The sequence below is a fragment of the Cryomorphaceae bacterium 1068 genome (genome assembly GCA_027214385.1).
Taxonomy (GTDB): domain Bacteria; phylum Bacteroidota; class Bacteroidia; order Flavobacteriales_D; family Cryomorphaceae; genus JAKVAV01.
On record JAPVXR010000012.1, the window covers coordinates 63,361 to 77,010 of the forward strand.

Annotated in this window: 10 protein-coding genes; 4 read left to right on the forward strand and 6 right to left on the reverse strand. The window is 45.0% G+C overall.

Features of this window, described 5'->3' with window-relative positions:
• Nucleotides 1–16 precede the first annotated feature (16 nt).
• The 5 genes from O3Q51_13990 to O3Q51_14010 form a co-directional block, all read right to left on the reverse strand.
• Nucleotides 17–1,576 (reverse strand): hypothetical protein, encoded by a 1,560-nt coding sequence (locus O3Q51_13990; protein ID MCZ4409928.1) that lies wholly within the window; start codon nt 1,574–1,576, stop codon nt 17–19.
• Nucleotides 1,576–2,142 carry an RNA polymerase sigma factor gene (locus tag O3Q51_13995; protein MCZ4409929.1) on the reverse strand — a complete coding sequence of 189 codons (567 nt, stop codon included), beginning with the start codon at nt 2,140–2,142 and terminating at the stop codon, nt 1,576–1,578. The genes O3Q51_13990 and O3Q51_13995 overlap by 1 nt, the downstream gene beginning before the upstream one ends.
• A 36-nt stretch (nt 2,143–2,178) precedes the next feature.
• Nucleotides 2,179–3,480, reverse strand: a complete 1,302-nt coding sequence (locus O3Q51_14000; GenBank protein ID MCZ4409930.1) for an MATE family efflux transporter — start codon at nt 3,478–3,480, stop codon at nt 2,179–2,181.
• A 200-nt stretch (nt 3,481–3,680) separates the two neighbouring features.
• The gene (locus tag O3Q51_14005; protein ID MCZ4409931.1) at nt 3,681–5,351 is read right to left on the reverse strand and encodes a T9SS type A sorting domain-containing protein; all 1,671 of its coding nucleotides are present in this window, start codon (nt 5,349–5,351) and stop codon (nt 3,681–3,683) included.
• A gap of 138 nt (nt 5,352–5,489) precedes the next feature.
• A complete protein-coding gene (locus O3Q51_14010) occupies nt 5,490–8,450 on the reverse strand; it encodes an insulinase family protein (GenBank protein MCZ4409932.1) in 2,961 nt (986 codons plus the stop codon).
• Nucleotides 8,451–8,637: 187 nt separating this feature from the next.
• On the opposite strand from O3Q51_14010, the gene O3Q51_14015 reads away from it, so the two are divergent.
• The 3 genes from O3Q51_14015 to O3Q51_14025 all read left to right on the forward strand — a co-directional run bounded on the left by O3Q51_14015 (nt 8,638) and on the right by O3Q51_14025 (nt 11,404).
• Nucleotides 8,638–9,528: a hypothetical protein gene (locus tag O3Q51_14015; GenBank protein MCZ4409933.1), complete on the forward strand. Its 891-nt coding sequence runs from the start codon at nt 8,638–8,640 to the stop codon at nt 9,526–9,528.
• A gap of 155 nt (nt 9,529–9,683) precedes the next feature.
• On the forward strand, nt 9,684–10,826 hold the full coding sequence (gene bshA / locus O3Q51_14020) for an N-acetyl-alpha-D-glucosaminyl L-malate synthase BshA (protein MCZ4409934.1): 1,143 nt from the start codon (nt 9,684–9,686) through the stop codon (nt 10,824–10,826).
• A gap of 2 nt (nt 10,827–10,828) precedes the next feature.
• On the forward strand, nt 10,829–11,404 hold the full coding sequence (locus O3Q51_14025; protein MCZ4409935.1) for a hypothetical protein: 576 nt from the start codon (nt 10,829–10,831) through the stop codon (nt 11,402–11,404).
• On the opposite strand, the gene O3Q51_14030 is transcribed toward O3Q51_14025, so the two are convergent.
• Nucleotides 11,388–12,455, reverse strand: a complete 1,068-nt coding sequence (locus O3Q51_14030) for a CoA transferase (protein MCZ4409936.1) — start codon at nt 12,453–12,455, stop codon at nt 11,388–11,390. The two genes, O3Q51_14025 and O3Q51_14030, sit on opposite strands and share 17 nt — an antisense overlap.
• On the opposite strand from O3Q51_14030, the gene O3Q51_14035 reads away from it, so the two are divergent.
• On the forward strand, nt 12,454–13,602 hold the full coding sequence (locus O3Q51_14035; protein ID MCZ4409937.1) for a right-handed parallel beta-helix repeat-containing protein: 1,149 nt from the start codon (nt 12,454–12,456) through the stop codon (nt 13,600–13,602). The two genes, O3Q51_14030 and O3Q51_14035, sit on opposite strands and share 2 nt — an antisense overlap.
• Nucleotides 13,603–13,650: the final 48 nt, after the last annotated feature.

Here is a 13,650-nt window from a genome sequence, read left to right on the forward strand (position 1 = left end):
AGCCGAGATAACCGGCTTAATCACTCAACCGATAAATCAATCCCGCTCTCACGGCTACCCCAAATGGCAGCGTTCTGATTTGCTCATTTTCGAAAATTGGTGTCATCCAACCGCGGTAACTTGGGTTGAGGCGCAGCGACATGCGTTCCGAGATGCCATATTCCACCGCTACACCTGCTTGAAAGGCCAGGTAGGTTCCTTCTATCTTTTTCATCGGTGCTATCTCCAAATCAGGTGAGCCATCTTCAAGTGTGTAGTCCATGCTTGAACCAAGGATGTGATTTACTGAGAGCCCGCCGCCTGCGGTAAACGTGAAAGGGTATAGGTTGTAGACATACTCCAAACTGATTGGAATAGAAAGATAGTTGATCTGTTGACGCGCTTGAATATTGAATTCAACAGGATCGGCATCAGGAGAAAGCGTCTCAAAACCAATTCCAAATGGGTTTTCACCCGAAGTTGAATTGTATTGTGTGCTTCCAAATGAGCTCTCGACACTACCACCGAAATCAAACTGCTCTGATCCTGTTGCCGTGTTGATCATCACTTCTACATCGCTGAATACAACCTGTGCCGAATAACTGCCTTCTTGAATCCACTGATTGTATTCCACACCTATGCTCAAGCGGAATTTTTTTCCGAGTTCGCGACTTAATTGCAATCCCGCTCCGGGAGTGATCAACCCGTTTTCAACTTTGTCGAGTTGGTTGGGAATGGCTTCGGCTCCCTCGGCTTGGGCCACAACGCGACGGTGCGTGTAATTGGCCATTCCGTATGCAAAGAGATACCAGTCTTTTCCGGGCTCGTCGAAATAATCAATTTCCCTTTCGCGACCGGTGAATTCGGGATTGACCAATGAGAAAGGAGAAATGCTCGAAAGCAGGGTGGGGTTGTATGCCAAAGATGAATGACTTCGCGAAGTCGTCGGTATCACTTCAAAATTGCCTGTTGAATTTGGTTGACTTTGAGTTGGCTCAATCGGCGTTGAAGCGTTTATGCCGAGAAAGGATTCCGAGTCACCTTTTGATTTTCCTGGATTCGGAGTTGGCTCAAAGGTGTAGCCCGCCTTTGCGGCTTGATCCGTTTTTGAGGTCGATCTATCAAGGTCGCTCGATCGATTTACCGTTGAAGCAGCTTTAGCAAAATCCTCTCCTTGCGGATTTTCAACTAAATCTTTTCCTTGATTTGATTTCTTTTCGTTTTGCTCAGCTTCACGAATTTCCTCTGAGGCATTTCCTGCAATGTTTTTCTCATTGGTCGCCGAAGCTTTCTGAGCATTTTGGTCTGAGGTTCCGGTGGATTTCTCCTGAGTTTCGGAAGTCGATTCGCTCTTCTCCGTCTTGATTTTATTTTCCAATTCAGCCACGCGTGAATCCATATCGTAAAGACGGATGCCTATAAAGGCAGCCCCACCAATGGATATGAGCAAGAGCAGCAAGAGGAGGTAGCGCTTATTCCATGCGAATCCACTTTTGGACAATTCAGAAGAGATGCCTTCCCATACGGCGGGTGGCGGCTCCTCGGTATGACCGGCCAGCTTTTCCTGAAAGTATTTATCCAAATTGTTTTCTTCCATTACCCGTCAATTTCAAAAATCAAGGCTATTTTTTCTTGCAGCATGGCTCTGGCTCTGGTGAGCCTCACTTTGCTGTTGCTCTCGCTGATCTCCAGCTTCTCGGCCACCTCTCGGTGTGAGTACCCTTCTAATGCCACCAAGTTGAAAACCAGTCGAAAGTCTTCGGGCAGGCTTTGAATCACCGCCGTCAGGTCTTTTGCATTCATCTCGGTGGAGGGATTGGTATGCGTTACCGAATCCCATGCCATCACTTCTTGCCCGCGACTTTGCGGACGTCGACTTTTTTTGCGAATATTTTCCAAAGCGGTGTTGACCATAACTCTGCGAATCCAAGCACCAAGTGGTGCATCGGGTTTGTATTGATGCAAATCGCGGTAGACCTTCAGAAAACCATCCTGTAAGATGTCCTCCGCTTCTTCTCGGGAGGACGCATAACGCAGGCACAAGGCGAACATGACACCCTTGTGGGTATCGTAGATCGCCCGCTGGGCGTTCTTTTTGCCTTTGAGGCAAGCCTTTATAAGCTGTGTTTCATTCAGGATATTAAGAGTTGCTTCTGATGGCACCTACCAGACTAGTGCCATAAATTCAGAATGGTTACTCTAATGACGTGATTTTTCTAATTTCGCTGCAAAGCGATTCAATAAAGTCCTGAAACGGAACGATAAAAGAAGAGCGGACAGGGTCAATCCTCCAGCTAAGGCATACCAAATTCCCATGGCGCCCATAGCCGTATGATGAGAGAGGAGATAGGCTACCGGCAATACCAGTATCCAATATACTCCAAAAGTAATCCAGGTGGGTACTTTTACATCGGTCAAGCCCCGCAAGGCGCCAAGTGCAACGGCTTGAATACCGTCGGAAAGTTGAAAGACTACCGCCACGATCAACATTTTGGTGGCCAAGGCCAAAACATACGGGTCGTTGGAATAGAAGCCCGCCAATTGATCACGAAAAACGAAAATGATGATTCCGGCGACAACCATGGCAATCGCGGCCATCTTGAAAATAGTCGTTCCTGCTCTTCTCAAATTGACTGAGTCGCCTGAGCCTGCCTGGTTGCCAATACGCACGGTGGCGGCCGCCCCAAGCCCAGTCACGGCCATATAGCTCACACTCGCGATATTGATAGCCACTTGGTGCGCGGCCAGTGCCGTAGCGCTGATCATTCCTGCGAATATCGCAGCAAGGGCAAAAGCGCTAACCTCAAAAATGTACTGCAAACCCATTGGAACTCCCAGCTGCAATAGCTTTCTAGCAATCTTTTTTCGAAAAGTGAATCCGACAAGCCTTAGCCCGTTGGCTCTGAATTTTTTGCTTTTCAATACATACCAACCCATCCAGAAGACCATCAGAATTCTAGCGATCAATGTGGCCCAGCCAGCACCATTTAGACCTAGTTCAGGAAAACCGAATTTCCCGTAGATTAGAACGTAGTTCAGGGCGACATTAATCAGATTGCAGACAATGATCACCTTCATGGCCTCCTTGGTGTCGGAGAGTCCTTCGGCGAATTGCTTAAAGGTTTGAAAGAGCATCAGCGGAACGATGGTAGAGCCGATAATGATAAGGTAGGGCAAGGCGAGAGGCAAGACGCCTTCGTCTTGCTTAAGCAATGGGAGCAGGGGCAAGACCGAAAGCAATCCACCGAAGAGAAGCAGGCCCACGAGTAAATTGACCCGCATGGAGTGGCGGAGCAAAGTGCCTTGAAGGTTGGTTCTTTTTTTCCCCGCTGCCTGTGCTACGAGCGGCGTGATCCCAAATGTAACTCCGATGCCGAAGACCATAAAAATAATGTAGACGCTATTGCCAAGTGCCACGGCTGCCAAAGGCAAGGTGCCGAGCTGACCTACCATAATGCTATCGGCTACGGAGACCATAATTTGACCGAGCTGGCCGATCATAACGGGTAGCGCAATTCGTAGGTTGAGACGATAATGTTCGGCGATGGTCATTGGGGCTGCGAAAGTACAGCCATTTTGAGAAGCGAAAAGAATTAGCCCTGAGTAATTTTCAAAAGGAGTCAGTAATTATGCTAGTGGCAAATTAATCTTGACCACGTCATTTTGCAACCAACCAATACGGACTCCTTATTTTTCGTAGACTAATCAATGACGATCTTCTTTGTCACTTGCCCTTGTTCTGTTTCTATTTTTAAAAGATAGAATCCAGGTATGAGGTGGGAAATGTCTAAGTGTCCTTGGCCATTGAATATCTTGGTTTCCACTATCTGACCGAGAGAATTGAACAATCTAATTTCCGAGTAGGCCAATTCTGAATCGATGCGCAAAATATTTTGGGCAGGATTAGGGTAAATTTTAATGTATTGACTAAGGTCAATGTCGTCGGTAGACAGGTAGAATATTTCGTTGATACAAATTAGGTCGTTCGAATTGACTACGTCCACAGTACCTAAAGGGCTTGTCAGAAAAATGCAAATATTCAGCTGAACGCTGTCGCCTTGCAAGGGAGGGCCTACGCCAGTAATGTTTACCAGAGTAATGGAAACTTCATCTTGATTTGGAACCGATGTTTCAATAAGTTGCTTTCCATAAAAATCAAAACAGATCCCATCGCTTTGAACGTAATTGAGGTGGTATTCTGACGAGGGGAAAGTGCCATCGTTTTCCACTGTAACCGTCACAGTTGCTTCGAATGGGGTGTTTCCAATTTGATTTTCAATTTCCAATGCATCTATTGAAATATCTGTCAAGCCAAGATCGACATGCCACAGTGGCGCGGGCCCTTCCACACCGTGCATCTGCCAGGCTGCATGAAGATGCCAAACAGGAAATATGAAGTTGGGGACGATAAGTCCTTTTTCCCCTGAAAGAATAAAGAAATCATCATTTCCAGAAAATCCGCGGAATTGCAGTCCAGGTAAAAGTTGCAAAGGAGTGCTCATCTCAATTTCACCGACTTCATTCATTCGGTACATTGTACCGTCTTCGTAAAAATGAAAACCGTTGGGGCTACTGAATATGGCAAATTCATCTCCGCTATGTGAGATTGAACTCATCAATTCAAAATCATCATCGTAAAAACGCAGGAATTGGTTATCCAGAGTAGCCAAAGTATTAGCGCTAGCTGCCAATTGAACAACTCCATCTTCAAGCAGTATTGAATCCAATTCATTACCCAGCTGATCATATCGGTAGACGTTGTTTTGTTGCTCCATGACATAGTCTCCGATAAACCCTGTTACTCTGTCCCCACCTGCAGGTAAAGTATAGCTGCCAAGCAAATCTCCTTGTAAGTTGAAGTTGTAAACTGTTTTTGCATCACCATTAAAGTTGGCCGCCACAAATCCCCAAGAGGTGAGTGCTACATCAAAATCTTCATTTGTGAATGCAGTATTGAGCGCTCCTTCGGGTAAGATTTCATTTACTTCATTAATCAACGAGCCGTCTTCTAAGGACCTGACCTGATAAAACGCGATCGGTGCCGAACAATCACAGCAATCCTGACGGTAACCTAACACGCCAAAGTTGGAATCGTCAATGGGAATGAGTTCATTAAAAACAAGTACTTCAATTTCTTCCTCGGTGATGATTTCCCAATGATTCACCCCGAAAGGACTTTTGGCTGTGAGAGCGGCTCTGCGCGCTCCATTTTCTTGAATAGACTCTGAAAGGATAAAACTCGAATCGGGGTAAAGCAGAACATCAGTGTAATAATTAGACATTCCGCGATGAAATGTGCCCTGATCAATTTGCCCAAAAAGGCTCGCGGATACAAGTACGAGTATGCTGGAAAGGTAGAGATAGTTTTTCATCCTATGAAAATAACATTCTTGAACAGCATTTCAATGAAAAGAAATGACCTTTCTCGGATTTCTATTAACTAATGTGCTTCTAACAAAAAACCCCTTCCGCAATCTGCGAAAGGGGTTCATTCTTCTAAATGGTTGGCTTTATTTCTTTACCAAGACTTCTGACTTGTCCTTTTCGGGGTAACCGAAGAGTTCTTCCAAAGTAAGTTCCTCAAGAGTACCTAGTTCTTCCAAGACTTCTTGGTTTACCAATTCTTTGTTACCAATTACGCTGAACGTGTATGGCTTTCCTTTGATGTTGTTGTCAAAGAAAGCTTGGAGATCTTCAAAACTCATTGTCTGAAGGTTCTCGTATACTTTTTCGTTCAAGTCGTAGTCGAGACCACGCTTCTGAGCGCTGAGGTAACTCCAAAAGATAGAGGCACGCGAGGTGCGATTCGTTTCGATTTGCTTCATGGCGGCATCGCGAGCTGACTCGAATTGAAGATCGGCACGTGGCATATCGTTCATCAAAGTCATCATGGCGTTGGTAGCCTCCGGTAATTTATCTACCTGAGCACCAATGTAGGCACGCACGTAGTGGCTGTCGTCTTTTTCAGAAGGCATCGTAAAGTAGCTGTAGGCTGAGTAAGCCAAAGCTTTTGATTCGCGAATTTCTTGGAAAACGATCGATGACAATCCGCTGCCGAAGTACTGATTGAAGAGGTTTACTTCGGGAGCCAATTCAGCATCAAACTTAGGTCCTTTGGCAGTCATCAATAGCTCGCTTTGTACCATGTCGTAATCCACGAAGTATACTTTGTTGTCGTCAATGGCAATTTCCTCGTAAACTTTCGCTTCAGGGTAATCCTTTAATTCAGCAGGAACCTTGTGATACTCGTTGATGGTCGCCATTGCTTCCTTGTAGTCTTGCGGGCCGTAGTAGAACATCTTGTGCTTGTAAGAAGTGATTTCTTTCAAGCGGTTCACCAATTCTTCAGGCTTGATGTTTCTCAACTCTTCCTCAGACATGATGTTCTTAAGCGGATTGTCAGATCCGTACTGGGCGTATTGCGACATGGCATTGAAGAGAATCTGTCCTTTGCTTTTCATTGCATCCTGGCGCTCTTTGAGCATCCCTTCGATCATATCGTTCATCGCTTGCTCGTCAGGCTCTACATTTGCCAATACTTTCTCGAAAAGCTGAACGCCTTCTTCCAAAGACTCATTGAGTCCTGTAAGAACCACGTAAGAACGATCGCGTGAGCTGAAAACGTCGAAGCTCAATCCGAGTTTGAACAATTCCTTGCGAAGCTCTTCGGCCGTCATGTCTGACGTTCCCAAGTAGGGGAGGTACTCAACTGCCAATGGCAAAAGTTGATCATTGTCCGTTCCCATATCGAGAATGTAGTAAAGGCTGAAAAGGTCGTTGTTTTCGTTTTTGATATTGTAAAACTCAACACCATTGTCAAATGCATCTTTGGTGATGGCTTTATCGTAATCTACGAATACGGGGTCAATTCTTCCCGACTCAACGCTATCCCATGCCAAGTAAAAGTCTGACTGAGTTTCACGATCTATTTCCACGGGAGTGATTTGAGGCTTCTCAACTTTAGTGGCATTGTTCTCTCCTAAACGTTTGTTTACTTGCACGTAGTTTTCGCCAAACCATTCATTGGCAAAAGCCACGATATCTTCTTTGGTGAGCTTGGCCATATTGTCGTATTGACCAACCACGGCATCCCACTCTTCGCCGTAGATAAAGGCGTCAACCATTTTTCCTGCTCGGCTCCAGTTGCTTTCAGACTGCTTAAGCTCTCTTAGCTTCATATCGTTTACCACGGCTTCCACCATCCAGTCTTCAAATTCTCCGTTTTTGATCATCTCTACTTGGCCGCGAAGCAATTCTGCCACTTCGTTCAAGTCCTGACCATCACGTGGATTCCCGCTAAGCATCAACATGCTGTAGTCCTTTAGAATAGTAGGAGAACTGTATGCGCGAAGAACTTTTTGCTTTTGTACCAAATTAAGGTCGATCAAACCGGCTTGGCCGTTCGAAAGAATTCCATCCATGACTGAAAGCTTCATCGCTTCAGGAGTTCCGGCTCCCGGCAGGCGGTAACCGATGTTCACAAACTCGGCCTGAACACCGGTGATGTCTTTCACGATGGGTTCTGCAATCGGAGCTTCTTGAGCTACTTCGAATGCAGGAACAACTCCTTTTTCATAGTCGCCGAAGTATTTTTCGATAAGCTCAACCGTTTCGTCAGGATCGATATCTCCCGAAAGAACGATCGCCATATTGTTTGGCAAGTAACGCTCCTTGAAGTAAGCGTGAATTTTCTCCATTGAAGGATTCTTCAAATGCTCACTTGTACCAATAGTCGTTTGCGTGCCGTACTGGTGAGTTTTGAACATCTCGCCCATCATCATGTAATATGCCTGACGGTAGTCGCTATCTTGAGTTCTATTGTACTCTTCGTATACTGCTTCCAGCTCTGTGTGGAAGAGGCGAAGAACCAATTCTTTAAACCTTTCGGATTCGAGTTTGGCCCATTTTTCCAATTCATTGGCAGGCACATCGTTGATGTAAACAGTCTGCTCGTACCACGTATAGGCATTGGTTCCTTGAGCACCCAGTGAACCGATCATTTTGTCGTATTCATTAGCGATGGCGAATTTTGCCGCTTCACCTGATATGCTGTCAATCTGCGCGTAAATCGCTTTTCTTTCAGCCATGTCCGAGGTGTTTCTGTGGGCCTCGTAGAGATCAGAAACTTGCGAAATGAGCGCTTGTTCGGCATCCCAATCCTTTGTTCCGTATTCGGAAGTACCCTTGAAAAGCATGTGCTCTAAATAGTGAGCGAGTCCCGTAGCGTCGGCAGGGTCTTGCTTGCTTCCCGTGCGAACCGCAATTTGGGTGACAACGCGTGGCTCGTCTTTGTTTACAGACATGTAAACTTTGAGGCCATTGTCCAACGTGTAGATCATGGCACCGAGTGGGTCACCTTCTACCGTTTCGTAAGTGTACTTGCTGTTTTCAGCGTCATTTCCTCCCTCTTGAACACAAGAAACTAAGAAGAGAACAGGCAGAAGCCAAAGCATTTTGAGCAGATTCTTCATGGTTTTACTTTGATTTTTTCGTAAATGGATTTAGCGCGCGAAGCTAAGTGTTATCTATGAAACCGAAGCGTTTCGGCTATTAATATTCGTTAAATACCAATCAGGAATACAGGGGTAGTCATTTCTTAAATTTGCCAAGGGGTTCTAAATTTCTATTTTCCATCCCTACTTTTAATCCCATTCTACCATGAGACAGATTTTATTATGCACTGCAATATTTTTTCACTTATCATCATTCTCTCAGGAATGGGAGGGTATTTGGGAAATTGAAGAATTTGGTGATACCATCAATTTCGAAGAAGAAACATTTCAGATTCAAATTGATACCTCCTCAACCAATCTTTGGCAAATTGGTGTGCCTTCTAAACCCATCCTTGACTCAGCGTATTCGCCGGTAAACGCACTAATTACAGATACGATTAATTCATATCCTACTTCCAATCATTCTTACTTTGATGTGGTTTTTGTTTCTGAAGACCATCCTTATTTTTTAGCTGAGCAGCTACATTTTGGTTTCACTCATAAATACGATACTGACTCTTTAAGGGATGGTGGTTTTGTCACAATTTCGGTAGATAATGGAGTAAACTTCGACAATGTATTCGAATATGACGTTGCATCCTATTTTATACCACCTGCAGATAACTCTGTAAATCTTTACACTGAGACTGATACATTGTACACAGGCGAGCCCGGTTTTTCAGGTTCCAGCGATGGATGGGTAAATACAATGATGGGTTGGAGTACTCTGTATTTGTCAACAGATGAAATCGGTTCGGCCAAAGGAGGTTGGGAAATCGACACTGTTCTCGTGCGTTTTAATTTCATTTCCGATTCAATAGCAGAGTCTAAGGACGGATGGATAATTGATGATTTTTATATTTTCAAGGTAGACGTTCTTTCAAACGTCAGAAATACTACAATCGCTCAATTCAAGATTTTCCCAAATCCGGCTACGGATATGATAACGGCTGAAACAGAAAAGGATTACCAGAATTTGGAAATGAAGATTCGAAGTATTTCGGGGAGTGAAGCTGTAAGAAGGGCTTATGGAAATGGTAATAGAGTTCAATTGTAAAATTTGAGCTTGGAGTCGGGAATTTACTTGATCTCACTATACGGTGATGGTGAATTTATAGGCACTGCACGTTGTGTGATGCAACGGTGAACAAGCAAGCCCCGTTGAGAGTTGTCAAATGGAAACCTCTATCTTTGACCATCTGACACTTTGATATGAAAATAGGAATAGTACTTTACCCCACATTTGGCGGTAGCGGTGTAGTGGCGACGGAATTGGGGAAAGCGCTTGCGCAAAGAGGACACCAAGTTCATTTCGTCTCTTACAATCAACCGGTTCGGCTTGGTTCGTTTACCCAAAATCTCTTCTACCACGAGGTGATTGTTTCTGAATACCCATTGTTTGACTACCCGCCTTATGAGACGGTTTTGGCTAGCAAGCTCGTGGATGTCGTGAAGTTTGAAAAACTCGATTTGCTTCACGTACACTACGCGATACCTCATGCATCCGCAGCCTATATGGCCCAGCAGATTCTGGCTGAAGAAGGCATTCACATTCCATTTATTACGACTTTGCACGGAACAGATATCACACTGGTAGGTCGTGACAATAGCTTTGCACCTGCCATTACTTTTGCCATTAATAAGAGCAACGGTGTAACGGCAGTTTCGGAGAGTTTGAAAAACGATACTTACGAGCACTTCGACATTAAGAACGAAGTTGAAGTGATTCCCAACTTTATCTGTCCGGAACATTACCTTCCTCGTCCCGAGAAAGACTTCAGAAAGGATTATGCTCCTAATGGAGAACGCATTGTAACGCATATCTCGAATTTTCGTCCTGTAAAACGGGTAGAAGATGTAGTGCGCGTTTTCAAGAAAATACTTGATGAGGTTCCGGCTAAGTTACTTTTGGTGGGTGATGGTCCTGATCGACATCGAGTTGAACAACTTTGTCGAGAACTCGGTACTTGCAAGCATACGCACATCATTGGTAAATTGAAAAAGCCCGAAGAGGTACTTGGTATCTCAGACCTCTTCATTCTCCCTTCTGAGAAGGAGAGCTTTGGGTTGGCTGCGCTTGAGGCAATGGCTTGCGGAGTCCCCGTAATATCGACCAATACGGGAGGACTACCCGAACTAAATGTGGAGGGTCTCAGTGGACACTTAAGCCCTGTGGGTGATGTGAATGATATGGCTGTGAATGCCATTAAGATTCTGAAGGAAGATGCTGTTCTAAATGAGTTTAAAAGCAACGCTAAGGCTCGAGCATATGACTTCAGTATCGACAAAATATTGCCGCTTTACACCAACCTTTACAACCGCGTACTGGAAAAGCAAAAGGAAATGATCGCATAGAAATGGCAAAACCTTCTGTAAAAGTTCTCGACCCGAAAGTGAGTTACACAAAGACGGGGGAGCAGCTCAGAGTTATCGTATTGGGAAAGATCGAACGCTGGAAAGAGGCGCTACTCATGGCATGGGTAGCTGCTTGGATTTTCTGCGGAGGGATTGTCTTCCTTGAATGGCAAAGAGCCACAGACGATGAAACACAAGTCGCCTTTTTTGCTTTCTTGGTCTTTTGGGCCTATTTCCTTTGGCGTGCGGGGCGCACCATGCTCTATCGTATGGGTGGAAATGAGTTGATTGAAGTCAACGCGGATGAACTCATTTTGAAAAAGAGCTTCTTCACTTTTGGCAAAACCAAGTCGTACTTTTTGGAGAATATTGATGATTTCAAACCCGTTAAACTGTCGAAGACCTCATTTGTCTACACCTACGAAAACGGTTGGTGGAATCTTGGAGGCGAGAAATTGAGTTTTAGGTACCAAGGACGATACGTAAAGTTTGCCATGCAAGTCGACGAGAAAACGGTGACTACCATTTACTCATTAATCCATCGACAAATCAAAGAGAACATCAAAAGGAAGTCTTAAAGGCAATTCCGGAAAGCCTTGTCGTAGCCGTTCCCTCCTGATTTTCTTCCAATGTCAATTGACGCGCAGTCTCTCCATCCAGCACTAAATCAAGTCCTTTGATTTCTCCGAATGGTATTCCCTCCTCATTCATCTTTTGGGACAAATCGGAAAAATCAAATTGGGCAATTGCACCTCTTAAAATTTCATTCAGTTTTATACGATTTTGAACCCGCGAAGAGTTTGTCCTGAAGCGTGTATCAGCAAATATGTTGGCTAAATTCAATACTTTGGTCAGTTGACCGAAGTGTTTCTCGCTTCCGATAGCAAGGACAAATCGTACTCCGTCTTTGGTTTCAAACCAGTCGCCATATGGAGCGATGTTGGGATGTGCCGTTCCAATGGGTTGAGCCACTTTCCCCGCCATCAAATAATTGGAGGCTTGATTAGCCAATGCCGCAAGAGAAGCGGCTTCCAGAGAGCAAATCGTATAAGAGCCTTCCCCTGTTCGTTCTCGATGAAGCAAGGCCAAAAGTGCCGCTTCCTTTAGTTGGTGTCCCGCGAGTACATCGATCAGTGCCACCGGAAGTTTAGCAGGATTATCAGAGTCTGTACCCGTCATAGATATCCATCCGGTTTCAGCCTGGAGCACCACATCGTAGGCGGGCCTTTCTTGATTCTCATACCCTTTCAGGTCGAGGAAAATCACTTTTGGATTTTCATTTTGAACGGTTTGGTAGTCGAGCTTAAACTTCTTTGCTACTCGCGGCTGGAAGTTGGAAATGATGAGGTCTGCTTCTTTGACTAGATTCGATATTTCGGCTATATCTTGTTTGTCAGTGAGGTCGGCCATGAGAACATTCTTCCCATAATTCACTGAGGCGTAATAGGCCGAAGTACCGCTTTCCGATTCTCCCGTCACGCGCCACCCGCGTGTCACATCCCCTTTCGTGCGTTTATTTTCTACTTTAGTGACCTCGGCGCCAAGCTCGGCAAAGAAGGTGCCCACAGCAGGGCCTGCCAGAACGCTGGCCAATTCCACTACCTTTAATCCCTTGAAAAAATCTCTCATGAATCGAATGGTATTTCTATTTGGATTGAGCTCGGCCATTTGTCTTTTGGCTTGTGCTCCGACTAATGTTCACAAAGATGTGGAATCTGTACAAACGACTGTTCCTGTTCATGAAAAAACAGCGTCGAGTTCGCATTCTGAAGTGACCATAGGCCAAGGCGATAACGTTTCGGAGATTTTTAAAAATCTTTCCTCTGACGTGAGGACGATCAACTTCGAACCGGGTGAGTACATCGCTTGGGATACACTACATCTTCCACGCACGGGTGGACTGGTCATCATTAATGGAAATGGATCCGATCTGAAGCTTACAAGTATGGGGTTTTACTCCATGCCCAGCTCAAAAGATGAAGCAATGCTTTACAATCATACGCGCTATTTGATCAAAGACTTCTCGTCGATTTCTGGAGGAGAGAAGGGCGTTATGCTCGGATCATCGTTCAACACGGTTATCCAAAACATCGAATTTGTGGGGCAGAAAAATGCCGCTGTTGATTTGGTCTTCTGCCTGATGTGCATCGTTGAGAATATTCTGGTTACGAATAATTTCCACGACGGAATAGTGTTGCGGACGGGAAGAAATATTGACACCAAAGAGATAGAGTGGGACAGGGCAGGAGTAAACAATTCACAATGCAATCATACTGAAGTCCGCTCGTGCAGGGTCTATAATCGCAAGGGTTGCACGGGCACTTCATTTAAAATACTTCAGAGTTCAGGCGTGCGATTGGTCAATTGCATTTCTGAAGGTTGGCCCAATAAGCGAGCTGTGTACTTCGACGCCCTCGGAGCCACAACTGCTAAGTATTTTACCATTGAGAATTTTCACTTAGAGCATATTCCCGAAGAAGGCGGTCTCTGCTTTCGGAATTTCGGAAGCTTAATTGAAGTGGATGGTTTCTTCGTTCAGAAGGGAAGTGCGACTTCTCCCGTCATTAAAATTGAGAATAACGGCAGCTATGTCTTCCGCAACTTTCCGTATTGGCCGGGAAGGGCTTGGATTGCTTCCAGCAAATCACCCAGCGTAGTGATGGAAAACTGTCCTGTCGGAATGTATAAGATTGACAGCTATTGGAGGAATACCGATAAGGAAGGCGAGAAGATTTTTCAAGGGTATTTCAAAGCAGATAAAATGTTGCGGCCATAAAAAAGCCGACTCTCTCTCTGAGTCGGCTTGAAACTAGTATACTTCTTA